Annotated in this window: 29 protein-coding genes; 16 read left to right on the top strand and 13 right to left on the bottom strand. The window is 63.5% G+C overall.

Annotated elements, in window-relative coordinates; genetic code table 11:
• Window positions 1-11: 11 nt before the first annotated feature.
• Genes betB through betI form a run of 3 tightly spaced genes read right to left on the bottom strand, consistent with a single transcriptional unit; the run spans window position 12 to window position 3,611 of the window.
• Entirely contained in the window at window positions 12-1,475 is a 1,464-nt protein-coding gene (betB, locus tag ACIQUG_RS15980) for a betaine-aldehyde dehydrogenase (protein WP_402323149.1), read from the bottom strand.
• Between the two features lies 1 nt (window position 1,476).
• Entirely contained in the window at window positions 1,477-3,012 is a 1,536-nt protein-coding gene (betC, locus tag ACIQUG_RS15975; protein ID WP_402323148.1) for a choline-sulfatase, read from the bottom strand.
• Window positions 3,009-3,611 carry a transcriptional regulator BetI gene (betI, locus tag ACIQUG_RS15970; protein ID WP_043620060.1) on the bottom strand — a complete coding sequence of 201 codons (603 nt, stop codon included), beginning with the start codon at window positions 3,609-3,611 and terminating at the stop codon, window positions 3,009-3,011. Before betI ends, betC begins: the two co-directional genes overlap by 4 nt.
• 146 nt (window positions 3,612-3,757) lie before the next feature.
• Between betI and ACIQUG_RS15965 the strand changes: the two genes are divergently transcribed.
• Window positions 3,758-4,306 (top strand): HdeD family acid-resistance protein, encoded by a 549-nt coding sequence (locus ACIQUG_RS15965; RefSeq protein ID WP_402323147.1) that lies wholly within the window; start codon window positions 3,758-3,760, stop codon window positions 4,304-4,306.
• Window positions 4,307-4,308: 2 nt separating this feature from the next.
• Here ACIQUG_RS15965 and ACIQUG_RS15960 read toward each other — a convergent pair whose 3' ends face one another.
• A complete protein-coding gene (locus ACIQUG_RS15960) occupies window positions 4,309-4,884 on the bottom strand; it encodes a TetR/AcrR family transcriptional regulator (RefSeq protein WP_402323146.1) in 576 nt (191 codons plus the stop codon).
• Between the two features lie 83 nt (window positions 4,885-4,967).
• Here ACIQUG_RS15960 and ACIQUG_RS15955 point away from each other — a divergent pair, with 83 nt between their 5' ends.
• From ACIQUG_RS15955 to ACIQUG_RS15940, 4 genes are all read left to right on the top strand, one after another.
• Complete coding sequence (locus ACIQUG_RS15955; RefSeq protein WP_402323145.1) at window positions 4,968-5,369, top strand: hypothetical protein; 402 nt, start codon at window positions 4,968-4,970, stop codon at window positions 5,367-5,369.
• Between the two features lie 33 nt (window positions 5,370-5,402).
• Entirely contained in the window at window positions 5,403-5,837 is a 435-nt protein-coding gene (locus ACIQUG_RS15950; protein WP_402323144.1) for a DUF3995 domain-containing protein, read from the top strand.
• A gap of 219 nt (window positions 5,838-6,056) precedes the next feature.
• Window positions 6,057-7,853, top strand: a complete 1,797-nt coding sequence (locus ACIQUG_RS15945; protein ID WP_402323143.1) for an EAL domain-containing protein — start codon at window positions 6,057-6,059, stop codon at window positions 7,851-7,853.
• Between the two features lie 96 nt (window positions 7,854-7,949).
• Entirely contained in the window at window positions 7,950-8,948 is a 999-nt protein-coding gene (locus ACIQUG_RS15940; protein WP_402323142.1) for an NAD(P)H-quinone oxidoreductase, read from the top strand.
• A 12-nt stretch (window positions 8,949-8,960) separates the two neighbouring features.
• Here the strand turns inward: ACIQUG_RS15940 and ACIQUG_RS15935 are convergent, their stop codons facing one another.
• On the bottom strand, window positions 8,961-9,752 hold the full coding sequence (locus ACIQUG_RS15935) for an NUDIX pyrophosphatase (protein ID WP_402323141.1): 792 nt from the start codon (window positions 9,750-9,752) through the stop codon (window positions 8,961-8,963).
• A gap of 88 nt (window positions 9,753-9,840) precedes the next feature.
• Complete coding sequence (locus ACIQUG_RS15930) at window positions 9,841-10,578, bottom strand: DUF3750 domain-containing protein (RefSeq protein ID WP_402323140.1); 738 nt, start codon at window positions 10,576-10,578, stop codon at window positions 9,841-9,843.
• A 71-nt stretch (window positions 10,579-10,649) separates the two neighbouring features.
• Here ACIQUG_RS15930 and ACIQUG_RS15925 point away from each other — a divergent pair, with 71 nt between their 5' ends.
• Window positions 10,650-11,657, top strand: a complete 1,008-nt coding sequence (locus ACIQUG_RS15925) for an asparaginase (protein ID WP_402323139.1) — start codon at window positions 10,650-10,652, stop codon at window positions 11,655-11,657.
• Between the two features lie 69 nt (window positions 11,658-11,726).
• On the opposite strand, the gene ACIQUG_RS15920 is transcribed toward ACIQUG_RS15925, so the two are convergent.
• Window positions 11,727-12,479 (bottom strand): DeoR/GlpR family DNA-binding transcription regulator, encoded by a 753-nt coding sequence (locus ACIQUG_RS15920; RefSeq protein ID WP_402323138.1) that lies wholly within the window; start codon window positions 12,477-12,479, stop codon window positions 11,727-11,729.
• A gap of 92 nt (window positions 12,480-12,571) precedes the next feature.
• Between ACIQUG_RS15920 and ACIQUG_RS15915 the strand changes: the two genes are divergently transcribed.
• Both ACIQUG_RS15915 and ACIQUG_RS15910 read left to right on the top strand, forming a co-directional pair.
• Window positions 12,572-12,943, top strand: coding sequence for a DUF4406 domain-containing protein (locus tag ACIQUG_RS15915; RefSeq protein ID WP_402323137.1), 372 nt, complete (start codon window positions 12,572-12,574; stop codon window positions 12,941-12,943).
• 256 nt (window positions 12,944-13,199) lie between these two features.
• Window positions 13,200-13,820, top strand: a complete 621-nt coding sequence (locus ACIQUG_RS15910) for a glutathione S-transferase family protein (RefSeq protein ID WP_402323136.1) — start codon at window positions 13,200-13,202, stop codon at window positions 13,818-13,820.
• Window positions 13,821-13,836: 16 nt separating this feature from the next.
• On the opposite strand, the gene ACIQUG_RS15905 is transcribed toward ACIQUG_RS15910, so the two are convergent.
• Window positions 13,837-14,742, bottom strand: coding sequence for a bestrophin family protein (locus ACIQUG_RS15905; protein ID WP_402323135.1), 906 nt, complete (start codon window positions 14,740-14,742; stop codon window positions 13,837-13,839).
• A 171-nt stretch (window positions 14,743-14,913) separates the two neighbouring features.
• Between ACIQUG_RS15905 and ACIQUG_RS15900 the strand changes: the two genes are divergently transcribed.
• Entirely contained in the window at window positions 14,914-15,498 is a 585-nt protein-coding gene (locus tag ACIQUG_RS15900) for a dihydrofolate reductase family protein (RefSeq protein WP_402323134.1), read from the top strand.
• Here ACIQUG_RS15900 and ACIQUG_RS15895 read toward each other — a convergent pair.
• Complete coding sequence (locus tag ACIQUG_RS15895) at window positions 15,474-15,854, bottom strand: MmcQ/YjbR family DNA-binding protein (RefSeq protein ID WP_402323133.1); 381 nt, start codon at window positions 15,852-15,854, stop codon at window positions 15,474-15,476. The genes ACIQUG_RS15900 and ACIQUG_RS15895 overlap by 25 nt on opposite strands.
• Window positions 15,855-15,894: 40 nt before the next feature.
• Window positions 15,895-16,089 carry a hypothetical protein gene (locus ACIQUG_RS15890; RefSeq protein ID WP_205239296.1) on the bottom strand — a complete coding sequence of 65 codons (195 nt, stop codon included), beginning with the start codon at window positions 16,087-16,089 and terminating at the stop codon, window positions 15,895-15,897.
• A gap of 89 nt (window positions 16,090-16,178) precedes the next feature.
• On the opposite strand from ACIQUG_RS15890, the gene ACIQUG_RS15885 reads away from it, so the two are divergent.
• Window positions 16,179-17,117, top strand: a complete 939-nt coding sequence (locus ACIQUG_RS15885) for a LysR substrate-binding domain-containing protein (RefSeq protein ID WP_205239295.1) — start codon at window positions 16,179-16,181, stop codon at window positions 17,115-17,117.
• A 29-nt stretch (window positions 17,118-17,146) separates the two neighbouring features.
• On the opposite strand, the gene ACIQUG_RS15880 is transcribed toward ACIQUG_RS15885, so the two are convergent.
• Window positions 17,147-17,809, bottom strand: a complete 663-nt coding sequence (locus ACIQUG_RS15880) for a glutathione S-transferase family protein (protein WP_402323132.1) — start codon at window positions 17,807-17,809, stop codon at window positions 17,147-17,149.
• 197 nt (window positions 17,810-18,006) lie between these two features.
• On the opposite strand from ACIQUG_RS15880, the gene ACIQUG_RS15875 reads away from it, so the two are divergent.
• From ACIQUG_RS15875 to ACIQUG_RS15860, 4 genes are all read left to right on the top strand, one after another.
• On the top strand, window positions 18,007-18,375 hold the full coding sequence (locus tag ACIQUG_RS15875; RefSeq protein WP_402323131.1) for a hypothetical protein: 369 nt from the start codon (window positions 18,007-18,009) through the stop codon (window positions 18,373-18,375).
• A 124-nt stretch (window positions 18,376-18,499) separates the two neighbouring features.
• Window positions 18,500-19,870: a PepSY-associated TM helix domain-containing protein gene (locus ACIQUG_RS15870; RefSeq protein WP_402323130.1), complete on the top strand. Its 1,371-nt coding sequence runs from the start codon at window positions 18,500-18,502 to the stop codon at window positions 19,868-19,870.
• A gap of 174 nt (window positions 19,871-20,044) precedes the next feature.
• Window positions 20,045-22,378, top strand: a complete 2,334-nt coding sequence (locus ACIQUG_RS15865) for an EAL domain-containing protein (RefSeq protein ID WP_402323129.1) — start codon at window positions 20,045-20,047, stop codon at window positions 22,376-22,378.
• 137 nt (window positions 22,379-22,515) lie between these two features.
• Window positions 22,516-23,304, top strand: coding sequence for a L,D-transpeptidase family protein (locus ACIQUG_RS15860; protein WP_402323128.1), 789 nt, complete (start codon window positions 22,516-22,518; stop codon window positions 23,302-23,304).
• 75 nt (window positions 23,305-23,379) lie between these two features.
• On the opposite strand, the gene ACIQUG_RS15855 is transcribed toward ACIQUG_RS15860, so the two are convergent.
• Entirely contained in the window at window positions 23,380-23,856 is a 477-nt protein-coding gene (locus tag ACIQUG_RS15855; RefSeq protein WP_402323127.1) for a MarR family winged helix-turn-helix transcriptional regulator, read from the bottom strand.
• Between the two features lie 116 nt (window positions 23,857-23,972).
• On the opposite strand from ACIQUG_RS15855, the gene ACIQUG_RS15850 reads away from it, so the two are divergent.
• On the top strand, window positions 23,973-24,395 hold the full coding sequence (locus ACIQUG_RS15850) for an organic hydroperoxide resistance protein (RefSeq protein ID WP_043610962.1): 423 nt from the start codon (window positions 23,973-23,975) through the stop codon (window positions 24,393-24,395).
• A 79-nt stretch (window positions 24,396-24,474) separates the two neighbouring features.
• On the opposite strand, the gene ACIQUG_RS15845 is transcribed toward ACIQUG_RS15850, so the two are convergent.
• Window positions 24,475-24,762, bottom strand: a complete 288-nt coding sequence (locus ACIQUG_RS15845) for a DUF1236 domain-containing protein (protein WP_192447517.1) — start codon at window positions 24,760-24,762, stop codon at window positions 24,475-24,477.
• Between the two features lie 146 nt (window positions 24,763-24,908).
• Between ACIQUG_RS15845 and ACIQUG_RS15840 the strand changes: the two genes are divergently transcribed.
• On the top strand, window positions 24,909-25,151 hold the full coding sequence (locus ACIQUG_RS15840) for a hypothetical protein (protein ID WP_402323126.1): 243 nt from the start codon (window positions 24,909-24,911) through the stop codon (window positions 25,149-25,151).
• The last annotated feature ends 134 nt before the right edge of the window (window positions 25,152-25,285 follow it).

Below are 25,285 nucleotides of genomic sequence, written 5' to 3'. Positions count from 1 at the left end.
GGTTCGCCTGCTCAATAGGGTGACTGCACCGGCCCCATGCCGACATAGACGGTCTTCAACTCGCTGTAGTGGTTGAGTGCCGCGACCGAATTTTCGCGACCGAAGCCTGACTGTTTCGAGCCGCCGAACGGGATCTCCACCGGGCAGAGATTGTAGGTGTTGATCCAGAGCGTCCCGGCTTCGAGCTGGTCGACGACGCGGTGCGCGCGGGTGATATCGGCGGTGAAGACGCCGGCCGAAAGGCCGAACTCGGTCGCATTGGCGCGCTTGATCACCTCGGCCTCGTCGTCGAAGTCGAGCACGCACATGACAGGCCCGAAGATCTCCTCGCGGGCGATCGTCATGTCGTCGGTGACGTCGGCAAAGACGGTCGGCTGGATATAGGTGCCCTCGGCGTTGACGGCGTTCGGGATGCCGCCGCCGGTCACCAGCCGCGCGCCCTCGGCCTTGCCCTTCTCGATGTAGGAGAAGACCTTGTCGCGCTGCGGCGCCGAGACCATCGGCCCGAGCTGCGTCGCGTCGTCCATGGGGTCGCCGATGACGATCGCCTCCGTACGGGCCTTCAGCCGCGTCAGGAACCGTTCCTTGATGCCCTTCTGGACGAAGACGCGGGTGCCGTTCGAGCAGACCTGGCCGGTCGAGTAGAAATTGCCGAGCATGGCGCCGCCGATGGCGCTTTCGAGATCGGCATCGTCGAAGACGATCAGCGGCGACTTGCCGCCGAGTTCCATGGTGACGTGCTTGAGTTCGGCCGCAGCCGCACCGGCCACCTTCTTGCCTGTTGGCACCGAGCCGGTCAGCGACACCTTGGCGACGTCAGGATGGTTGACGAGCAGCGGGCCGGTTGTGCGGTCGCCCTGGATGACATTGTAGAGACCCTTCGGCAGGCCGGCTTCGACGAGAATCTCGGCGATCTTCAGCGCGCCGAGCGGCGTGTTTTCCGAGGGCTTGAAGACCATGGCGTTGCCGGCGGCAAGCGCCGGGGCGCCCTTCCAGCAGGCGATCTGCTGCGGATAGTTCCAGGCGCCGATGCCGACGCAGACGCCGAGCGGCACGCGCTTGGTATAGGCGAAGTCGCCGCCGAGCGGGATGTAGTCGCCGTTGAGTGCCGTGGCGATGACGCCGCCGAAGAATTCGAAACTGTCGGCGCCTGAGGTCGGGTCGGCGACGATCGTCTCCTGGATCGGCTTGCCGGTGTCGAGCGTTTCGAGTTCGGAGAGCTCGCGGTTGCGCTCGCGCATGATCTCGGCGGCGCGCTTGAGGATACGGCCGCGGGCGGTCGGGCTCATCGCTGCCCATTCCGGCTGGGCGCGCTTGGCCGCCGCAATCGCTTTTTCGACGATCGCGGGTGTTGCCGCGTGTAGTCGTGCGATGACTTCGCCGGTTGCCGGGTAGATGCTCTCGATGACGGTGCCTTCGATGTCCTCGACATATTCGCCGTCGATGAAGTGCGAGGCTTGCGGTTGGGCTTTCATCTTATTCTCCTCGCGGATAGCGTTTGGATTCCTCGAGATTGTCGAGGTTCATGTGGTTGCGCATGTAGCGCTCGGATGCCTTTTGCAGCGGCTGGTGATCCCATGGATAGTAGGCGCCGTTTCGAAGCGCCTCATAAACCACCCAGCGCCGGGCCTGGCTTTCGCGCACGGCGGCGTCGAAGGCCTCCATGTCCCAGTGAGCGGCGCACATGTCGCGGAACGCCTGCAGGGTCGCGGCCTGTACCGGCGTTTCGGGATTGGCCGCCAGATTGCTCAGCTCCAGCGGGTCGGCGTCGAGGTCGTAGAGCTGGTCCGGGTCGAGCGCGCAGTGGATGTACTTCCACTTGCCTTCGCGGATGGCGACGAGTGGTGCGTAGGAGGCCTCTGCCGCATATTCCATCAGCACCGGCTCTGAGCGCTCCTCGCCGTTGATCATGGGCACGAGGCTGATGCCGTCGGTCCAGGGCTTGACCTCGTCCATGGAAATGCCGGCCAGATCGGCAAGCGTCGGCGTCACGTCGAGGTTGGAGGTCGGCGCCAGATGCAGACCGGGCGTCACGCCGGGGCCGGCGACCATCAGCGGCACGCGGGCCGAGCCCTCGAAGAAGTTCATCTTGAACCAGAGGCCACGCTCGCCGAGCATGTCGCCGTGATCCGAGCAGAAGAGGATCAATGTGTCGTCGAGCATGCGGGTGCGGGTCAGCGTGTCCATCAGCTCGCCGACCTTCTCGTCGAGGTAGGAGATGTTGGCGAAATAGGCCCGGCGCGAGCGGCGGACATTGTCTTCCGTCAGGTCGAAATTGCCGTAGTCGCAGGAATGCATGATGCGCTTCGAATGCGGATCCTGCTCATCCTCCGGCAGCATGCCGATCTTGGGCAGGAGGTGCGCGCAGTTCTCGTAGAGATCCCAGAATTTCTTGCGCGCCACGTAAGGGTCGTGGGGATGGGTGAACGAAACCGTCAGGCACCAGGGGCGGCGTTCCGCATCGTCGTTGTCGCGCGAGAGCTGGTAGAGCTTCTGGTTGGCGAGGAAGGCGACCTCGTCGTCATACTCCATCTGGTTGGTGATCTCGGCGACGCCGGCGCCGGTGACGGAGCCGAGATTGTGGTACCACCAGTCGATGCGCTCGCCGGGTTTGCGATAATCCGGGGTCCAGCCGAAATCGGCCGGGTAGATGTCGGTCGTCAGCCGCTCCTCGAAGCCGTGCAGCTGATCCGGCCCGACGAAGTGCATCTTGCCCGACAGTGCCGTGTAGTATCCGGCACGGCGCAGGTGGTGTGCATAGGTCGGGATCGAGGACTGGTACTCGGCGGCGTTGTCGTAGACGCGGGTGCGGCTCGGCAATTGGCCTGCCATGAACGAGGCGCGGGCAGGGGCGCAGAGCGGCGACGAGGTGTAATTGTTGCGGAAGCGGGCCGAACGGGCGGCGAGCGCTTTCAGGTGCGGCGCATGCAGGAACGCGGCCGGTCCGTCCGGAAAGAACGTTCCATTCAGCTGGTCGACCATGATGATCAGGATGTTCGGTCTTGCGGTCATGCGGCCGTTCCCCGGTATGTGAGCCGATCGATGTGCGAGGTGACGTAGTCTTCGGTGAGCGCGATCGAGGCTTCGATGCTGATCGGCGCGGAGCGCAGACTCTGGCGGATATAGAGCCCGTCGATCATCGCAGCTGCGCCTTCGGCGATGCGTTCCGCGTCATCATCGGCACAAAGCGTCTTGAGGCTCGCCAGCAGATTGGAGCGCAGCCGCCGGGCATAGACCACGAGCAGCCGCCGCACCTCTTCCGAGCGCTGCGCTTCCGAGTAAAAGGCAAGCCATGCGGCGATCGTATCAGGGGCGAACTGGCTTGCCTGGAAGGAGACGCGGATGAGTGCGCTCAGCCTTTCGCGCGGGCTCACGACTGCGCGGAGCGCCGTCACCGTGTCGTCGCGCAATTGCCGTAGAAGGCTGCGGATGGTCTCGATCAGCAATTGTTCCTTGCTGCCGAAATAGTGGTGGGCAAGGGCAGGGGAAACGCCGGCCTGGCGGGCGATTTCGGACATGGTGACGGCAAGCGTGCCCTGGTCGCCGATCACGCGAAGTGCAGCGTCCACCAGCGCCTTGCGGCGCACCGGTTCCATCCCGACCTTCGGCATCCGTCTCTCCCTTGACAATGATCAGTCTATTTTTGATTGACTCATCAATCAATAAAAATCGGCAGTGTTTTCGCTTTCCTTTTGTGCAGAAATCCGGCTCAATCCCCGCGTTAGCGATCTCGCGTTGCAAAGGACTGGAGGTTGAGATGACCCACGCATTCGATCGAGCCGACAAGTCAGCGGTTGCCGGTAAATGGGGGTGGTTCGTCGCCCTCGGCGTGCTGTTGATCATGTGCGGCGGCCTCGCCTTCGGCAATCTGCTGATGGCGACGGTCGCGTCCGTCTATTATGTCGGGATCATCATGCTGGTCGGCGGGCTGTTCAACCTCGCCCATGCCTTCCAGGTGAAGGGCTGGGACAGCGTGCTCTACTGGGGCCTGAGCGGCGCCTGCTACACGATCGCCGGCCTCTTTGCCTTCATCAACCCTGTGCTCGCCTCGTCCTTCCTCACCTTCATCATGGCGATCGCCTTGATCGTGGCGGGATGCTTTCGCATCTGGGTCGGGCTGAAGCTGAGGCCCCTGCAGGGCTGGGGATGGGTGGCGCTTGGCGGCCTAGTCACGCTTGTGGCCGGCCTGATCATCGCCGCCGGCTGGCCGGTCAACAGCCTCTGGATCCTCGGCCTGTTCCTCGCCGTCGACCTCGTCATGCAGGGATTGTCGCTGATCGCCTTCGGCGTTCTGGCCAAGAGCTGAGTTTAGCAGGAGACTCTGCTGCCAAGCAGCGCCTCGAGCAGCCGGAGCAGGTCGCCGCGAAGATCGGCAAGGCCGCTCGCGGCGAGTGCCTCAAGTCCGATCAGCGCGCCATAGAGCGCGCTGGCGCCGCTGCGGCTCTCATCTGACGAAAATCCGCAATCACCGAGTAGGTCGTCAATGTAGCCGAGGCGGCTTTCGTCGACGGACTTAAGGGTCGTCGCGGCCATGGCGTCGAAGCGCGCCCATTCGCGGACCGCGCCGTCCGTCAGCAAGCCGCCATAGGGAAGGCTGCGTTCGTCGGTCGCGGCATGCACCAGCAACCGCAGTCGCTCTCGCGCCGGTACTTCCAAGGCTTCGATTTCCGCGATGATCGCGTCTGTCGCTTCGCGCGCCCAGTGGGCAAGCATCTTTGCCTTCAGGTCGGGCACATCCTTGAAATGCCAATAGAAGGAACCCTTGCTGACCTTCAGGTCGCGGGCAATCGCCTCGGCGCGGATCGCCTGCACGCCGCCCGTCGTCAGTGCGCGGAAGGCAGCCTTGATCCAATCATCGCTCGTCAAAGTGTTTTTTGTTGCCATGAGCTTCCATACGTCACCGTATTGACGGATGCAACCAGGTGGCGTACATACGCTACCGTATGGCGACAATTGGAGGCGAACGCATGAGCAAATGGCTTCTGGCAGCGGGCACCCTGTCCCTGGCGACAACGGGCATTCATCTCTTTGCCGGCGGGCCGGAGGTGCATGTGCCCTTGCTTGCAAGCAGCCCGTCGGCGCTGCTTAAGACCTATGTCTCGCTTCTCTGGCACGCGACGAGCGCCATCCTCCTGATCAACAGTCTCGCCCTGCTGCTTGCCGCCGTGAACGGACGTTACCGTGTGCCGCTCGCCGCTGCGGTGATCGTGCAATATCTCGCCTATGCGGTGCTCTTCATCGGTTACGGCCTTGCCTATCTCGGTTCTCTCTCGACCACGCCGCAATGGGCAGCCTTTCTCCTCATGGCCGCGCTCGCGGCGATTGGCGTGCGCTCGGGCAAAGGGTCTCCGTCAACCATGGCCGCTTGAGGCGGTTCGCCGACAGGCAAGCAAGGAACCATCATGTCGACGGCAATCGCGATCCTGCTTTTCCTCGTCCTTTCCGGTATCGCCGGGCTGCATGCCTACTGGGCTTTCGGCGGACTTTGGCCCTGTGACGACGAGGAAACGCTGGTCCGAACGGTGGTCGGCACGAAGCACCGGTCGGTGATGCCGCCGGCCTGGCTAACGCTGGTCGTCGCCGCACTGCTCTTTGCGGCAGCGATCCTGCCCTTGTCCGTGACGCCCGTCTTTGCCGGCATGTTGCCACCGGTCCTCGCCTATGGCGGCCTTGCGGGGCTTGCCGCCGTCTTCGTCGCCCGTGGTCTCCTGGCCTTCACCACCGCCTTTCACCACCGCCACGGCACGGAGCCCTTCGTGACGCTCGACCGTCGCATCTACGGTCCGCTCTGCCTTGTTATCGGTGCCGGATACCTGGCATTGCTCGTTCTCGGCTGATGCCATCCTGGCTCGACGGCCGGCATTGCGCAGACGCCGACCGATCACAGGACTTGCTCATGAAACTACTGATTTCATTAGAGTGTTTGCATCTGATTGGCGCAGTTGCCGCTGTCATATAGCTTTCATCAAAGCTTCATAATGGGGAAAGACTTCGTTGACGCTTGCTGGCCATGCTGCCGGCGTTCGACCGTCCGTCCCATATTTCTGGAGCCCGGCATGTCCGCCGCCCCCGCCGAAATTCTCTCGTTGCGCCGGTTCGGCGACGACCAGATCGTAACGCTCGCCAAGCTGGTGATCGAAACCGCCTTCCAGCCGATCGCAGAAGCGGCGACCGGCACCGTCTTCGGCTACGAATCCCTGATGCGCGGCTTCCAGAAACTCGGCTTTGCCTCGCCGCTGGAGCTGCTCGACAAGGCGGAGGAAGAGGGGCAGCTGCTGGCGCTCGAGCATATGATCAACAGTCGCGCCGTCGCCGGCTTTGCGACGCTGCCCGATCATTCTGCCCGCACGCTCTTTCTCAACTTCGACTCGCGCCTTGTCGGCGGCGAAGGCGACATTGTCGAACGCCTCGTCAACCACCTGAAGCGTGCCAACATCGCCCCGTCGGCACTCTGTTTCGAGCTTTCCGAGCGCTTCGACGGCGGCAAGATGCCGGATTTCTCGGCCCTCGTGCGCGATCTCCGCCTTGCCGGCTTCAAGCTGGCGATTGACGATTTCGGCGCCGGCTTCAACGGGCTGAAGCTGCTCTGCGACCAGCCGGTCGATTATGTGAAGATCGACAGGCATTTCATCTCCGGCATCGAGGCCGATGCTCGCAAGCGCCACCTGGTCCGCCACACGGTCAACACCGCCCATGTGCTTGGCACGCGGGTGATTGCCGAAGGCGTCGAGACCGAGGCGGAATTCCTCACCTGCCGCGACCTCGGCTGCGATCTCGTCCAGGGCTATTACGTCGCCCGGCCGACGACGCATCTGAGCGAGCTTCTGCCCACCTATCCGCATCTCGATCAGAGTGTCGTCAGCCGGCGGTCCTCGTCTTCGCTCGACGGCATCCTGATCCGCAAGCAGATCGAGCAACTGCCGACCGTTCGCGAGAGTGACGAGCTCGATTCCGTCTTCGATCTCTTCCGGCGCAATCCGCGCCAGGGCTTCTTCCCAGTCCTGAATGCCAATGGCGAGCCGCGCGGCATCCTGCACGAATATCACGTCAAGGAGCTGATCTATCACCCCTTCGGTCGTGATCTCCTGAAGAACCGGATCTACCAGCGGCGGATCTCGCATTTCGCAAGCCCGGCGCCGATCGCCGACCTCGACACGCCGGCGGATGAGATGCTGAAGATCTTCGCCGGCATGGATGGCAGCGACTGCCTGATCCTGACGGAGAACATGCGCTACGCCGGCACGCTCTCGGCCTCGTCGCTTCTGAAGATCATCAACGAAAAGCAATTGAAGATGGCACAGGAGCAGAACCCGCTGACGGGTCTGCCCGGCAACCGCGCCATCCGCGACTATGTCCAGGACGCGATCCTCGACGGCGATCATGCCCGCTATTTCTGCTATTGCGACTTCGACGACTTCAAGCCCTTCAACGATACCTACGGCTTCCAGAAGGGCGATCTCGCCATCACGCTCTTTGCCGCCCTTCTCAGGCGCCATTTCATCGGTGAGGAAAAATTCCTCGGCCATGTCGGCGGCGACGACTTTTTCGTCGGCGTCAGCGGCTGTTCGGTGGAGGACCTGGAGGCGGTGCTGAACCGCCTGCTCGACGATTTCCGCTCCGATGTGTGCCAGCTTTATTCGCCCGAGCATCAGGCGGAGGGCCGCATCAGCGGCCACGGCCGCGATGGCGCGCCGAAGGAATTTCCGCTGATGCGCTGCTCGATCGCCGTCCTCGGGCTGCCGGAGGGCTTCGTTTTCTCCGACGCCCAGGCCGTCAGCGCCCGCATCGCCGAAATCAAGTCGCGTGCCAAGGCGAGCGAGACCGGTCTGGTGATGGACGCGCTCGGCGGCTGAGTAGCGCCCTCGACGACCGGCCGCGCGACAAATCAGCCTTTTCGCCTCGCTTTTCCGGCGCTACCTATGCGCCTTGAGAATTCGCGAGGTCATGCCATGTCTCTTCCATCGGAAATGCAATTCGTCGACCTTCCGGCCCCGGGCGGGCCGGAAAACATGATCCTGAAGAAAGGACCGTTGCCGGAGGTCAAGCCGGGCGAGATCCTCGTTCGGGTGGAGGCGGCGGGCATCAATCGTCCGGACGTTCTGCAGCGCAAGGGTGACTACCCGCCGCCGCCCGGCGCAAGCCCGATCCTCGGCCTGGAAGTGGCAGGCGAAGTCGTGGCGATCGGCGAGGGGGCTCAAGGCTTCCGCATCGGCGACAAGGTCTGCGCGCTCGCCAATGGCGGCGGCTACGCGGAATATACGGCAGTGCCCGCGACCCAGGCGCTCGCCTGGCCCAGGGGTTATGATGCCGTGAAGGCGGCCGCCCTGCCGGAAACCTTCTTCACCGTCTGGGCCAATGTCTTCGACATGGCCGGCCTCAAGGCGGGTGAGACGATCCTCATCCATGGCGGTTCCAGCGGCATCGGCACGACGGCGATCCAGCTTGCCAAGGCCTTCGGCGCCGAGGTCTTCGTGACGGCCGGGAGTGCCGAGAAATGTCGGGCCTGCGAAGCGCTCGGCGCCAAGCGCGCGATCAACTATCGCGACGAGGACTTCAAATCGGTCTTACTCGAGGAGACCGGTGGTCGCGGCGTCGACGTCATTCTCGACATGGTCGGGGGCCGCTATTTCGACCGCAACATCGGCTCGCTCGCCAAGGATGGCCGCCTCTCGATCATCGCCTTCCTCGGCGGCGCCAAGGTCGAGGGCGCAAACATCGCGCCGATCCTGACCAAACGGCTGCATGTCATGGGTTCGGCCCTGCGCCCGCGCACGGCTGCGGAAAAGCAGGCGATCCGCGACGGCTTGGTGGAAAAGGTTTGGCCATTGCTGGAAACGGGCAAGGTCGCGCCGGTCATCCATTCCGTTCTGCCCTTCAGCGCGGTTGCCGACGGCCATCGCCAGATGGAGGAGGGCGACCATATCGGCAAGATCATCATGTCCCTGTGATCCTTCGGATCATCAGCCCGCAATTCGCGGGGTGACGAGAAAACGATCTTCGACCATCGTCGCCCTTGTAATCGCTGACGGATCGCTTACCTTCAAATCATCAGCAACGAACAGAAAGGAAGGTGGTCCAATGTCTAATGAGATTTCGGTCTTGGTGAAGGGCATGGAAGAGGTGAAGATGTCGAGGCAGCCCTCGGCGTAATCCCCGCCTTCCTTCGGGTTTAACAGCCCGGGCCAGTCATACGGCCAAAACTCATGGAAGGGTCGCCTCGCGCGGCCCTTTTCCATTTTCGGGACTTGCACAGGACCAAGCCTCGCCCAACCGGTCGACCCGGCCGGCACTGTGTCTTGGATCAGCAGCCAAGGGTTCGGTTCGTTGTCGATGAACTCGTCCCGGACATGCTTCAGCACTTTCCTCTGCCCGGCAAAGGGCACCATTTTGAGCGCCTCATCTAAGCTCACCCAGCGAAAGTCGCTGTGTTCGGCATTGATGCGGACCGTGGCGCCCTCAGCCGCAAAGCCGACGAAGACGGGCAGCAGGCTGATGGCGTTGCGGTCGGCCTCGTAAAATTGCTCGCAGATGTCGGCGGAATAGAAACGGTCGGGCCGCAGTCCCGTTTCCTCCTCGACTTCGCGCAGGCCCGCCTGCCAGGCCGTCTCATCCGCTTCGATCGCGCCGGCGACCTGGCACCAGGTTCCCGCGAGTGTTCCGGTGCGCTTGAGAAGGAGTACCTCGAAGGTGCTCCCGGCCGGGCGGAGAATGACCACCGAAACGGCAAAGCTCCTGATCGGTATTTCATGCATCGGACGCGTCCTTCTTATTCGACCGGCGGACCATGCAACGCAAACCGCCAGCGTTCAACTTAAGCGATCGCCCGTCGAACCAGCACCATCATATGCCGATGCGCCCGATCGCCGGGACCTTGATGCCGGGATTGGCGAAGTCGAAGCCCGCGACCAGGCCGAAGAAATGCAGTTCGAGGCCGCTGCGAACGCCTGCCGAGATGCCGGCCAGGCCATAGAGTGTGGCGTGCAGGTCGCGCCCATCGGCATCGATCTGGAACAGCTTGCCCTCCGGCAGATAGTCGCGGCCGACGGCATCCGGCGGCAGAACGGCGCCGAGTTCCGGCACGGTGCGCAGCACGTGGGCGACGAAGGTGTTGGAGTTCGGGCCGGGCCAGATCCGGTAGCCGCCGGGCGAAGCATAGGGATAGCTGGCGATTGCCGCCTCGATCTTCGGGATCAGCCGCGTGGCGTCGGCGCCGGTCACCGAGACGACCAGCCGCGGCTCATTCGAGTACCAGCGTGCATCCGCCGGATAGCCGTTCTTGCGGATCGGTTTGCCCCAGCCGACCTTGTCGTAGCGATCATAGGCGGTGGCACCCTGATCCTTGGTCACGATCCAGGCGTGGCTCGCGACAGCGCCCTTCATGCCGCCCGTGGTTGCCGAGAACACGTAGATTGCCGCGTCCGTGCTTTCTGCCGCTTTCGGCAGGATGCCGGCCGAGGACCAATCGGCGTCGCGCCAGCTTTGCGGCCGGTCCTGCATGTACCACCAGCCGGCCGAGGCCAGCGCCGGCAGCAGGTAGATAACGAGAAAGGCGGCGGCCAGCCTACGGGCGAATTTCATGAAAACTCCGTTTCTTGCCGGTAAAATCCTGCTAAATGCACGGAGCAATTTCGGATATTTGAGGGCAAGGCATGTCAAATCCCGTTCTCGTCGAAGTTACCCGCGGAAACCTCGTCGAAAGCCGCCACCGCGGCGTGGTCATTGCCGTCGATGGCGACGGCCGGACCGTCTTCTCGCTGGGCGAAACCGACAGCGCCGTCTTCCCGCGTTCGGCCTGCAAGGCGATGCAGGCGCTGCCGTTGATGGAAAGCGGCGCGGCCGACGCCTACGGCTTCGGCAACCGGGAACTGGCGCTTGCCTGTTCCTCCCATTCCGGCGAGCCGGAACATGTGGAGCTGGCCGCCAAGATGCTGGCCGCCGCCGGCCGCGATGTCTCGGCGCTCGAATGCGGCGCCCATTGGTCGTCCGACCAGAAAACCCTGATCGGCCAGGCCCGCAGCCTGGAAGCGCCGACCGCGCTGCACAACAATTGCTCCGGCAAACATTCCGGCTTCATCTGCGCCTGCTGCCATTCGGGCACGGAGGTAAAGGGGTATGTCGGGTACGACCATCCGCTGCAACGCGAAATCCGCGGCGCAATGGAAAGCCTGACGGGCGCGATCCTCGCCAAGGACAATTGCGGCGTCGACGGCTGCTCGATCCCGACTTATGCGGTGCCGCTGAAGGGGCTCGCACACGGTTTCGCGAAGATGGCGACCGGTGTCGGCCTCGAAACCGAACGTGCCCGCGCGTCGAAGCGGCTGATCGAGGCCTGCATGGCTGAGCCCTTCTATGTTGCCGGCACCAAGCGCGCCTGCACACGGCTGATGAAGACGGCGCCTGGCCGCATCTTCGCCAAGACCGGTGCGGAAGGCGTGTTCTGCGCCGCCATTCCGGAAAAAGGCATCGCGATCGCGCTGAAGTGCGATGATGGTACGACCCGGGCTGCCGAAGCCATGGTCGCGGCAACGCTTGCCCGCTTCTTCCGGGACGAGCCCGAGCTGCACGCGGCGCTGATGGGGCAGGCCAACCACTCCATGCACAATTGGAACGGCATCCATGTCGGCGACGTCAGGGTGACGGACGCTTTCGCCGCATGAGCCGCTGCGGGGCGGGCCGTGTCGGCCCGCTCAATTTTCCGACGGTCCGCCCGTTGGCGCAGCGCGCCATCAAGTCCCGATAATCGCAATGTCCGTGCCGTCGTAAGGGGCGAGCATGTCGTCGCTAATCTCGTTCGGAACGATGAAGCCCGAGAGTTCAGGGATCGCGGCCACGTGGTGCGGCGAGACCGCATCGAATTTTTCCGTCGTTGCGAGCACGTAAGTTTCTGCGGCCTGGCCGAGGATCGCCCGCTTGACGGCCGCCTCCTCGAAGTCGCCGGTTGAGACACCGTGGGCCGGATGAATGGCGGTGACGCCGAGGAAGAACAGGTCGACGCGGATGCCGGCAATCGCTGCAACCGTTGCGGCTCCTGTCGCAACCATCGAATGCTTGTAGAGCCGGCCGCCGATCAGGATTACCTCCGCCTCGTGGCGCTCGAGTTCGGCGGCGATCGTCGGGCTGTGGGTGACGACGGTCAGCCGTATGTCGCGCGGCAGCGCCCGGGCAACCTCTGCATTGCTCGTGCCGCCATCGAGAAAGATCGTCTGACCGGCCTCGATCATCGCAGCCGCCTTTTGTCCGAGCCGGCGCTTGACGTCGCCGGCAATCTCCTGACGCGCCGCAAAGTTGGGCAGCGGCGGCACCAGGGGCAGCGCGCCGCCATGCACGCGCTTCAGCAATCCCTCCGCCGCCATTTCGCGCAGATCGCGCCGGATCGTGTCCTCGGACAGGTTCAACTCGTCCGCCATGCGCTTTGCGACGACCTCGCCGTCTCGCGCCAGCCGCGCCGAAATCAAAGCCCGCCTCTGTATCGTCAGCATGAAATGTCTCCTTGACTCTTCACGATATTGCACGAAATATCATGAATATTCCAGAATAATCTGGATCGTTCATAGCATCTCGGGAGAGAAAAATGCTGATCTTGATCGCAGGCCCCTATCGTTCGGGAACCGGGGACGACCCGGCCAAAATGGCCGCCAACCTGCGGCGGCTGGAAGAGCCGTCCTATGCGCTGTTCAAGGCAGGCCATGTGCCTGTCATCGGCGAGTGGGTGGCGCTGCCGGTCTGGCATGCGGCCGGCGGCGCGCGGATCGGCGACGACCTCTATGAGGAGATTTTTCATCCGGTGGCGGGCCGATTGCTGGCGCTTTGCGATGCGGTTCTGCGCCTGCCGGGCGACAGCAAGGGGGCGGACAACGATGTTCGCATCGCCCGTGAGCGCGGAATTCCCGTCTACTATCGCCTGGAGGACGTGCCCGGCTGCAGCGAGCCGCTGGTCGCGTGAGCGTGCAAGTCCCGGCAGTTGTAACCTGCCGGGCACCCCTAACGACGGGCAGCGATCCTTCGCCGCCCTGCCACTTCTGCTTGTCAATCGAGGTGACTTCCTTTCTTCTGCGGCCGGTCTTTGCTTTGGAGCGACACGGCAGGAAGCGTACGGTTCTCCGTTCGCATGCCGCTTCGACCCACCGCAATTGGCAGAGCCGGATCGGTTGATCGACATCACGTAAACCGATCCGCATGATCGCAGAGGAGAGCTTAAAGTGTTGAAACTGTTCTACGCCCCCGCAACCTGTTCATTGGCCTCGCATATCGCGCTGGAAGAAGCGGGCGCCGAGTATGAGGCGCGCCGTGTCGATTTTTCGACAGCCGAGCAGACCAAGCCCGACTATCTCGCGGTGAACCCGAAGGCGCGGGTCCCCGCACTCCTGACCGACCGGGGCGTCATCACCGAAACGCCGGCGATTCTGACCTATATCGCGCAGGCCTTTCCGGCCGCGAAACTCGCGCCGGCGAACGACGCCTTTGCCTTCGCGCAACTGCAGTCGTTTCTGAATTACCTCTGCTCGACGGTGCATATCGCCCATGCCCATGGTCGCCGCGGTGCACGTTGGGCCGACGATCCGGCCGCGCATGAGGCGATGAAGGCCAAGGTCGCCTCCAACATGACCGCCTGCTACGAACTGATCGAAAGCAAGATGTTCGAAGGGCCGTTCGTTTTTGGCGACAGCTATTCGATCGCCGATCCCTATCTTTTCACCGTCGCCGGCTGGATCGAGCCGGACGGTGTGGATCCCGCGCGCTTCCCCAAAATCGTCGATCATCGCAACCGCATGACCGCACGCCCGGCCGTCGCCCGAGTGCTGGCAGCGCTGAAGGCCTGAACCATCGAGCCTGCGGCTACATCAGGATGTAGTTCTTCGGCTGCGGTAAAGGCGGAAGGTTGGTTTCGCCGAGCGCCTCGCGCAGATTGATTTCGATGGTCTCGGCAAGAGCGACGATCGGCAGGTCGTTCGGCAATACGCCGAACGGCTCCTCCAGCTCGTCGCCGAGCGCGTCGAGGCCGAAGAAGGTGTAGGCGACGAGCGCGGTCACGAACGGCGTCGCCCAGCCGAGCGCATCGGCAAAGCCGAAAGGCAGGAGGAAGCAGAAGAGATAGGCCGTGCGGTGCAGGAGCAGCGTATAGCCGAACGGCACGGGTGTGTTGCGGATCCGCTCGCAGGCCGCGAGCATGGCCGACATCCTGCCGAGCGTGCCATCCAGCTGTGCCCACTGAAAGTCGCTGATCGTTCCGGTTCCCCGTAGGCCGGCGAGAATGCGGCCCATTTCGCGCAGCAGAAAATCCGGTCCGTTGCGGCTGGCCTTGTAGCCGGCAGCAAGATCCGCCGGCAACCGCGCCAGCGGCTTGCCGACATCGCTTCCAGGCCGCAAATGGCAGACCAGTGCGTGGCCAAAGGCGATCGTGATGTCGAGCAGCCGCTGCCGCTCGGCCTCGGCAAGGATCAGCGTCTGGCGGGCGAGGTCGCGCGCGGTAAAGATCAACTGTCCCCAGTCCTTCCGCGCCTCCCACCAGCGGTCGTAGCAGGCATTGTTACGGAAGCCGAGAAACACGGAGAGTGCGATGCCGAGCAGCGCAAAAGGCCCGCTGTTGACGCTCGGCACCAGACCTGGATCGACGCGGTGCGCCCAGACGACGAGGGCAGAGAGGGCAAAGACGAACAGCACTTGTGGAAAGATCCGCTGGATGACCGACCCTCGCAGGATGAAGAAGAGTTTCAAAAGGGTAGGGCGGTTGCGAACGATCATGGGAATACCTGTCCGGCTGTTCGCTTAACCGGTATAGGCGCCGGCTTCGAAATGGAAGGGCCGTCCGTTCGGTGACGTGTCCCCTATGGTGAGGATTATTTTGCCGGTGATGTCGGGCGTTCTCTCTGCCGCGCGTCCTTGGCGCGTAACGCCAACAGGGAGACGATGACGATGCGCAAGGTGGTTGCAGGCATGCAGATGTCCATCGACGGTCTGATCGATGGGCCGGATGGCTATACGGATTGGGTCGAGTCCTGGTCGGATACGTTCGACCTCCTGCCCGAGATCGACGCCTGCGTCCTCGGGAACGGCATGTATTCGGGCTACGAGCAGTATTGGAGCGCGATCAAGCGCGACCCGCATGCGCCACTGGAGTTCACCGGCCAGCTGCCGACGTCCGAAGAAATCGAATATGCGGACTTCGCACTTGGCACGCCGCATTACGTCCTCTCGAAAAACCGCTCCGACGTCGAGTGGGAAAACGCCAGGATCGTGCGCGACGCCTCCGAGATCGAGGCGCTCAAGCGGGCGCCGGGCCGCACCATCTATGTCATCGGCGGCGCGCGCACGGTGTCGAGCCTGATGGATCACGGCCTGATCGACGAGCTGCGGCTCACCATCCACCCGCTCGTGGTCGGCAAGGGGAAAGCGCTGTTCGACACCGTGGCTGCGCGTCATCACGTGCAGCTCGATGACGTGAAGCGGCTGGATGGCGGCAGGGTCTGCCTGGTCTACAGGGTCGGCGGGGGAGCCTGAGCGGGGTCGAGGAAGCTCGCGGCGAGCCGCTTCGGCGCCTTTTCGCGCCAGGCGGCAACCAGTCGCCCGGTGAGGCTTTGGTCGTCGATCTCCGCGAGTCGCACCAGCATGGCGGGCCAGCCCTTGTAGTGATCCGTTTGAAAGTAGAGCCTTGGGTCGAGCTCCAGCAGCATTTCCTTTTCTTCGAGCGCGCACATGACGACCAGCGTCTCGCCATCCTTCATGCGCACGAAACTCTTGTCCTTCACCAGCAGCGCCGGCGTGCCGTAGGACGTACCGATCGTCACCTCGGGCAGGCCGGCGGCCTCCGCCAGCCTGACGACACGGATGAAGTTGCGCTCGAGATCGTCGCTCATCCGGCCAGCATATCACATCGCGGCTGCAAAGCCGCGGGCCCTAGAGGCGGCCACCGGTGCACTCCGCCGCGCGAGGCCACGGCCAGCCCGGGAAGGGCAGGTCGCCGAGTTCGCGCTCATCCATCCGCTCGAGATCCGGATGCTGCAGCGGATCGCGCGCCCAGGCGAGCGGCGCATCGTCCCTTCGGTTGTCGGATGTCTTGAGCGGCGTCAGTTTCGAGAGAAGCCTAAACATGGCGGACCATCCTTTCGATGCTTGGATGATCCGCCTGTCTTGTCATCTTTTCAATTGAGAATGGCAGAGATCGTGTTTAGAAAAACTATATGAGAGATCTGAATTCTGTGCATTTGAACGGGCTGCGCGCCGTCGAGGCTGCCGGCAGGCTGGGCTCGCTGGCTGCCGCAGCCGAGGAATTGGGCGTGACCCCGGGCGCCGTCAGCCAGCAGATCGCCAAGGCGGAGGCCCAGCTTGGCCGCGTGCTGTTCGAGCGCACGCCGCGCGGCCTCGTGCCGACGGATTTCGGCCAGCGCTTCCTCGCGCGCATCGGCAACGCCTTTCACGAACTGGCGGAGGCCGTGGCTTCGGCGCGTCGCCGCGACGAGTCGGTGCTGACGATCTCGGTCGCGCCGGTCTTTGCCGCCCGCTGGCTGGTCTATCGGCTGAACCGTTTTGCCGAGCGCCATCCCGACATTCGCCTGCGCATCGACGCGACGACCAAGCTCGTCAATCTCGACACGTCGGACGTGGATGTCGGCATCCGCGTCGGTACGGGGGAATGGCCGGGGGTGAAATCCGAGCCTCTTCTGCAGCAGGAGGTTTTTCCGGTCTGTTCGCCGGCGATGGCCGAAGGGCTTCGGAAGCCTGCAGATATTCTAAAACTGCCGGCCGTTATCGACGGCCATTCGATGTTCAGCTGGGAGGTGTGGCTCCGCGAAGTCGGGCTCTCGGGCGCGGAAATGAACGTGCGCCACACCTTCAACGAGGCGTCGCTGGTGCTCGATGCGGCGATCTCGGGGCAGGGGGTAATGCTCGCCTGGCAGACGCTCGCCGGTTTCGCGATCGCGCAGGGCAGCCTTGTGGTGCCGTTCGGCATCCGGGTGCCGACGGGCTTTGGCCACTACTTCGTCAGCGCGCCGTCACGGCGCGAGAGCAAGGCCGCCAAGGCGTTCAAGCGCTGGGTCCGCGACGAGGTGGAGGAGGGCATGCGCCTGCTCGACATCAAGGCGCCGCGTGTTGGCTTTAACGCGGCGACCATGGGCTGATCGCGGGAAGGCCCCCTATTGACCGCTCCTCAGTCCGCCAGCTCTTTCAGCCGTTCTTCCATCATCGCCTTGAAGGCTGGGCGGGCATGGCAGCGGGCAAGCCAGGCCGAAACCCGCGGATGCTTTTCGAACAGCTGCGTCTGGCTCATGGCGTAGCGGAAGACCTCCGCGAGATTGAGGTCGGCGACGGTGAAGCGATCGCCGACCAGATAGTCGCGTCCGTCGAGGTGGCTTTCCATGCGGGCAAAGACTTTGTTGAGCGACGTCACGCATCTGGCGATCGTCGCCTTGCCTTCGTCGGTGTTCTCGGTCCCGTAGTCGTAGGTCAGGATGATCTCCACGGCGTGCGGCTCGACCTCGGTCGCCCCCCACATCGTCCAGTTGCCGACCAGGCCTTCCTCGGCGATATCGGCAGGCGCCAGTGGCCCGCCGTGTTTGCGCGCGAGATAGAGATTGTTGGCAAGCGATTCCGTCAGCACCACGCCGTCATCCTCGATCGCGGGGATCAGCCCCATCGGGTTGACGGCGAGGAAAGCGGGCGACTTGGTGTTGATCGGCGCATCGGCAGCCAGAGGATCGGCGACACGACGCGCCTGGATGACCGGCACCGATTGGAAAGGGATGCCGAGCTCCCGCGCCATCCAGTAGTTGCGCGATGCGCGCGAGCGATAGACCCCATAGATCGTCAGCATGTCGATTTCCTCCCGTCCTGCGTTGTCGTCTGTCTTAGGCAAGCGCCGGGGGCGACGGAAGCGGGCGGCGCTGATAGCACACATGAAATCTTTTGATGCGCCGTGCGGCGCTTTGCCGGCTTGCCTTTGCGGCCGCGGATCTTTAGCTGTCGCTGGTCGGTTTGGGGATAGATTTGGCAGGGATTTTGGGGGATCGGTTGACGAACTTGGCGGCGCGCATGCTTTGCGCGCTGGTTCTCGTCGTTTCGGCCTTGATCCAGCAGCCGGCCGCCGCCATGCCGCGGTCGCCGGATGCGACCGCCTACGTGCTCCCCGATGGCAGCCTTGCCGATCTTTGCCTCTCTGGCCACGACGATCCCGATGGAAAAGGTGGCGCGAAGGGGCATGGATGCCAGTCCTGCTGCCTGGTTGCGCCCGCCGACCTGCCGGCGCCTTACCCGGTCGCCTTGCCGTCACAAGCCCGGACGGCTCCACTTTCCGCTCCGGCCGGCGATTTCGGCTTCGTTCGCTCGGTGCTCTTGACCGGAGCGGGGCCAAGGGCGCCACCAACGGTTTTCTCCGCCTGATACGCGCTTGAACGACAGCTGATCGGCCCATGGGCGTCACTCTTCGACGCGCGTTGCCGCGATCGGCAGTCGTCCCGATCACCAAGAGGCGAAGCCGTGCAAACGGTCCTTCCCGGAGAAAACCATGACAACCGCATCCTTCACCAGCGCCGTGGAAAGCCCCGCGGCCACTGAGCGCGGCATCTCGCTCTACCGCGCCATCTGGCGCTGGCACTTCTTTGCCGGCCTGCTCGTCATCCCCTTCATGATCAGCCTCGCGCTGACCGGTGGGCTTTATCTCTTCAACGACGAGATTGACGATACCGTCTTTGCCTACCGCAACGTCGTGCCCACGGGCACCGAGCGGATGTCACCCTCCGCAATCGTCGCCACCGCCGTCGAGTCCGTGCCCGGCAGCGCGCCCGTCTCCTACCGCACACCGGCGGGTGCGGATCGTTCCGCACGGGTCACGGTCGGCATGGGCAAGGCCCGCATGCTGGTTTTCGTCGATCCCTATACCGGCGCCATTCTCGACCGGGTCGCGCCATCGGAGGAATTCAACCAGGTGGTCGAGGACCTGCACAGCCTCGACTATTTCGGCAAGTCGGTCGAAACGATCATCGAGATCGTCGCGGGCTTTGCCATCCTGTTGGTCTTCACCGGCATCTATCTCTGGTGGCCGCGCCAGCAGACCGGCGGTGTTCTGACCGTGCGCGGCACACCCGCGCGCCGCGTCTTCTGGCGCGATCTCCATGCCGTGACCGGTATCGGGGCCGGCCTGCTGATCGTCTTTCTCGCCTTTTCGGGGCTTTTGTGGTCGGGCTATTGGGGTGCGACGGTCAACGGCAAGCTGACGGCGATGGGGCTCGGTTATCCGGCAGCGCTTTGGGATGAGGTTCCGACCTCCAGCAAGGTGTCGACCGACGTGCTGCCCAAGGCCAATTGGCTGATGGAGAACGCGCCGGTTCCGGCCTCGAGCGGCGGTACGGGTGAGCCGGTCGGGATCGATCGCGCCGTCGCCATCGCGGATGCTGCCGGCATGCTGCCCGGCTACGAACTGGCGATCCCGCTCGACGAGACCGGCGTCTATACGGCCGCCATCTTTCCCGCCGACCTTGCCCGGGAGCGCACGATCCATATCGATCAATATTCCGGCAAGCCGCTCGTCGACATCTCCTTTGGCCATTACCCGGCGCTCGGCAAGGCAATCGAGTGGAGCATCAACGTGCACAAGGGGCAGGAGTGGGGACGTTTCAACCAGCTGCTGATGCTGGCCGCCTGCATTTCCATCGTGCTGGTTTCCCTTTCCGCCGTCGTCATGTGGTGGAAACGCCGCCCGGCGGGACGCATCGGCGTGCCCCCGATGCCGCCGCAGCGCAGCGTCTATGTGGGGCTGTGGCTCATGGCGATTGCCTTCGGGTTGGCGTTTCCGTTGACCGGCATTGCGATCGTCGTCATGGTGATTGCCGATCAATTGCTGATGCGCGTTGCGACGGTGCGCCGGCGGTTGTCCTGAACAAACAAGAAGGGGTGGCGTCGTCCGCCCCTTCTATCGCCCGCTGCAACTTGGTCGTTGCAACCTCTACACGATTTTTCTACAGTTATTTAGGAAGGGCTAACTCTTGCTCGTCTAACGTGAAGTGGGGAAAGATCGACCAACGACGCGACGAAGAGCGTCGGGAGGCCTTGCTTGGCGAAGAACACGTCCCGCAATCCGCGATATGCCGCTCTCAATGCTGGCGGCAACGAGGAAACGCGCCGCCTGATCGATGCCAGCAATCGGCTGGCCGAGGAGGTCGCGCGCATCTTTCCGAGTGAACCCGACATCGCCGACCGCCACTACTGGTTGGAGACGATGATCAACCATGTGCCCGACTACATCTACGCCAAGGATGTCGAGGGGCGGTTCCTGATCGCCAATCAGGTGACGGTTGCCGACAACGGGCTCGAAGCCTTGAAGGATATCGTCGGCAAGACCGATTTCGATCTCCATCCGCCGCAGATGGCCAAGGCGATCGCCGACATCGAGCGTCGCGTCATCGAAACCGGCGAGCCGATCTTCGGCATCGAGGAACGGGCCATCGTCAGCAAGGGCCGTGATCGCTGGCTGATGACCTCCAAGGTGCCGCTGCGCAACAAGAGCGGCAAGATCGTCGGCATCGTCGGCGTCTCGCGTGACATCTCCGACCGCAAGGCGGCCGAGCGGCTGCTCGAAGGGCAGGCGCGCCTGCTGGAAATGATCGCCAATGGCCGGCCGCTCGACGCCTTCTTCCGCGATATGATCCTGTTGATCGAAGCCTTGATGCCGGGCATCAAAGGCTCGGTGCTGCTGCTGTCGGCCGATGGCCGCTATCTCTTCCACGGTGCAGCGCCAAGCCTCGACGAGGCCTATTGCGCGACCATCCACGGCGTCGAGATCGGTCCGCGCATGGGCTCCTGCGGCACGGCCGCTTGGCGCGGCGAGCAGGTGATTGTCTCGGACATTATGATCGATCCGCTCTGGGACGATTATCGCGAACTGGTGGTTCCCTACGGTTTCCGTGCCTGCTGGTCGACCCCGATCCATTCGCGCGAACGCAAGGTGCTCGGCACTTTTGCGCTGTACTCCGAATCGGTCGGCGTGCCCGACGACGGACAGAAGGAACTGATCGCAATGGCGGCGCATCTCGCCGGCATCGCGATCGAACGCAAGCAGGCGGAAGATCGCATCAGCTTCATGGCGCACCACGACGCGCTGACCGGTCTGCCGAACCGTGCGCTGTTCGAGGAACAGGTCGCCGAGGCGCTGGAAGCCCTGCGCGGCAGTGGCCAGTGGGCCGTGCTCGCCTTCCTCGATCTCGACAATTTCAAGCTGGTCAACGACACGCTCGGCCATGCCGCCGGCGACGAACTCCTGAAGGTCACGGCCTCGCGCATGCGCGCTTCGGTGCGCAAGTCCGACATGGTCGTGCGGGTCGGCGGCGACGAATTCATCCTGCTTTTGAACGGACTTCCCTGCGAACGCGACATCGTGCTGGCTCGGCTCGAGGATATCCGGCGGGCGATTGCAGCGCCGATGCAGATCGAGGGCCGCAGCCTGCAGGTCACCTGCAGCATGGGGGTCGCCTGTTTTCCCAATCAGGGCAAGACGGTCGGCGAACTGCTCGCCAATGCCGATATGGCGATGTACCGGGCCAAAGAGCTCGGCCGCAACAACCTGCAGGTCTTCACCGAAGAGATGGCCGCCAAGGCCCATGAGAAGCTCAAGCAGCAGGAAGAACTGCGCAAGGCGCTCGCGCGCGACGAGTTCTTCCTGCAGTTCCAGCCGCAGATGAATCTGGCGAATGGCCGCGTGTTCGCCGCCGAAGCCTTACTGCGCTGGCGTCACCCCGAACGCGGCACGGTCTCGCCGGCGGCCTTCATTCCACTCGCCGAGGAAACCGGGCTGATCGTGCCGATCGGTGACTGGGTGCTGCGCGCCGCCTGTCGTCAGGCCAGGGCCTGGCAGGATGCCGGCCTGCCGCCGCTGATCATCAGCGTCAACGTTTCGGCGCGCCAGTTCCGCGAGCGCAACTGGGCCGCCCACGTTGCGGCAATTCTCGCAGAAACCGGGCTTGACCCGTTCTGCCTCGAACTGGAACTGACCGAGAGCCTGATCATGCAGGACGTCCCGGGCGCGATCGCCACCATGCACGAGCTGCAGGCGATCGGAGTGCATCTGGCGATCGATGATTTCGGCACCGGCTATTCGAGCCTCAGCGCGCTGAAGCGCTTTCCGGTGCGCCGCCTGAAGATCGACCGGTCCTTCGTCGCCGACATCCCGACGGATCTCGACGACAACGCCATCACCGCCGCGATCATTTCGCTCGCCCGGAACCTCGGCCTGCGTGTCATCGCAGAGGGTGTGGAAAACCAGGCCCAGGTCGAATTTCTCCGCCAGAGCGGTTGCGACGAGATCCAGGGCTACTTCTTCAGCCGGCCGCTCTCGGCTCCGGATTTCGAGGCGCTCATGCTTCAGCCCCGGTTCAGTATCCACAGCGTTTGAGCCCTGCCGCCCGCGACGCAAGCCTCGTTCCAGCCGTAAATGCAAGCATCGCCCCAATCCGTGGGGGCTGTGCGTAGCATTTCGTTAAGCAAATTCATGCAGCACTCCTCATGCCGCACTCAAGCCCCCAGAGTTCGATGTCCTCTTCAGTCCTTTTCTCCCGTCGCCAGTTTCTTCGCACGTCCGGTGTGGCACTCGCCTCCGCCGGTCTTGCAAGCTGCACTTCGTCGATGAACACGGATGTCTTTCGCTATGAGACGGCGCCGGTGTTCCGCAATCCAGCGGTCGAGGGACGTTTTACCGATCCGCGCGCCGAAGGCATCTATGAGAGGCAGGATGGCCCAGGGCCGGTTCCGACCGGTCTGCCGCCGCAGGGCCTCTATGTCTCGGACATCTATGCCTCTGTGAGCGACAGCGGCTACCAGGTGCCGGAAATTCCTTATCGCCAGATCGACGCGCGCTTCTACCGCCAGGAGGTCAGCGACCCCTTCGGCGAACGACCGGGAACGATCGTCGTCGATACCGGCGACCGTTACCTTTACCTGATCCAGCCGGGTGGCCGGGCGCTGCGTTACGGCGTCGGCCTCGGTCGCGAGGGTTTCGCCTGGTCCGGCCGCGGCGTCATCCAGTGGAAACAGAAGTGGCCGCGCTGGACCCCGCCCGACAGCATGGTCGCGCGTCAGCCGCAGCTAAAACCCTATTCGGCCAAGAACGGCGGTATGGCCCCGGGCCTCAACAACCCGCTCGGTTCGCGGGCGCTCTACATCTTCCAGAACGGCCAGGACACGCTCTACCGCGTCCACGGCACGCCCGAATGGAAGTCGATCGGCAAGGCGGTCTCGTCCGGCTGCGTGCGCATGCTCAACCAGGATGTGATGGATCTCTACGATCGCGTTCGCGGCAAGGCGCCGATCCTCGTCATCTGATGACGGGCAGGGGCGGATATCCGCCCCTTGACTTTTCTGGACAGAAACCGCCGCGTCGAGCGGAAGGCAATCCGGTCACTCTTCGCCCGGGCCGGCGTTGAGCTGTCGCGTCAGCTGATGCAGCGTTTCGCGAATGTCTTCCGCTTGCTTCAGGCTGCATCCCGAAGCCTTGCTGATGCCCGCCAGGATGCCGAAGGCCTCGTTCTTCAGGTCCTGTCCCTTGTCCGTCAGCCGCACGATCACCTGTCGTTCGTCGCTCGGATCGCGCTGGCGGCCGACGTATCCGGCTGCTTCCAGGCGTTTGAGAAGCGGCGACAACGTTCCCGAATCCAGCCCGATCTCCTCGCCGATCCGCTTGACGGTCATCTCGTCCTGTTGCCAGAGCGCCAGGAGCACGAGATATTGGGGATAGGTGAGGCCGAAACGATCGAGCAGCGGCTTGTAGGCGCGGTTGAATGCGTGCGCCGCAGAATAGACCGCAAAACACAGCTGCTTGCCGAGCGCGAGTGCTTCCTCGGGAATGGTGTCGCTATGTGCCGCTTTGTTCGCCATGCGCCATTGTCGCAAAAAGACACTCGAAATGCAATTTGCAAAATTAATTTGCGTACAATTGAATTTTGCGCTATCTAAATCGCGTTCACTCAGGAAACGCAAAGGAGACCCCGCCAATGCCCATTCTTTACCGCACCACAGCATCTGCAACCGGTGGCCGCGCCGGCCAGGCCAAGAGCGCCGACGGCGTGCTCGACGTCACGCTCACCGTTCCGAAGGAACTCGGCGGCGACGGCGCCCGCGGCACCAATCCCGAGCAGCTCTTTGCTGCCGGCTACTCGGCCTGCTTCCTCGGCGCGCTGAAATTCGTGGCCGGCAAGGAGAAGGTAAAACTTCCGGAAGACACCACGGTGACGGGAACCGTCGGCATCGGTCCGCGCGAAGATGGCACCGGCTTCGGCATTGACGCCGCACTCGAAATCTCTTCGCCGGGCGTCGACAAGGCCGTGCTCGAAGATCTCGTCCAGAAGGCGCATATCGTTTGCCCCTACAGCCATGCGACCAAGGGCAACATCGACGTGAAGCTCACCGTCGCCTGAGTTTCCTCAGGTACCCTATTGAAAGAAGCCCGGCGGTCTCCGCTGGGCTTCTTCTATTTCCGACATGCTTCGTGCCGGTCTACTGTAGAACCTCGATGACCCGCCTGCTTTGCGGGTCGACCAGCACCCTTTGCTGGTTGACGACGACATAGCCGTAGGTTGGCTGCTGCGGGATCGGGTAGACCTCGACCGTGTCGGGCAGGGGCTCGCCCACCACGACGGTGCCGTCATAGGTTACCGATGGGCTGGTTTGCTGAAGGACGTAGGTTTTGACCTCGCCGGGAACGACGACCGTCGTGGTCTGAGCCAGAGCGACGCCGGAAAAGGCAAGGCTCGCTACAAAACTGGCTAGGATGATTTTCTTCATGACAGTACCTCCTGTCCCTAGCCAACGGCCCGGCGACCGATTGGTTCCCCTTGGAGGCGTTGTGCGGTGCTCGAACCGAGGCTCCGGCTGGGCCTTGCTGGAACCTATGGTCCCGCTGGGCGTTGATGAGCAGGAGGTAAAATAGGATGATCGCCAGGCCGAAAACCAGAACCTGCACACTCGCCCAGCGCGAGCTCGAATGCGCAACCGCGTTGCGCGAGGAGTTCGAACTGCTGACGGATCTCGCCGAGCGGGCAGGGTGGCATTGGGACGAGATCGCTCTGGCTCTGCTGGAGCTGACGGACGAATACGCCGCCACCCAGCGCGCCGCCGTCGCGGTGAGCGGGCGTCGCCTGAGCGCAGTCACCGTTCCCAAGACGCGGCATTGATGGCGGCACGGCAGGCCGTCGGGCAATTTCGCCGTACCGTTCAAACACTCCGCGTTGGACTTAAGCTTTCTTCAGAAATTCGGTGCAAGGACGCGCCCTGATGGGGGCAGGGCGCGTGGGAATGCATGGGCCGC

It is taken from the genome of Ensifer sp. NPDC090286 (genome assembly GCF_044769565.1).
GTDB lineage: Bacteria > Pseudomonadota > Alphaproteobacteria > Rhizobiales > Rhizobiaceae > Ensifer.
Note: the sequence above shows the minus strand (reverse complement) of the source record. Positions and strands in the feature narration are given on the sequence as shown.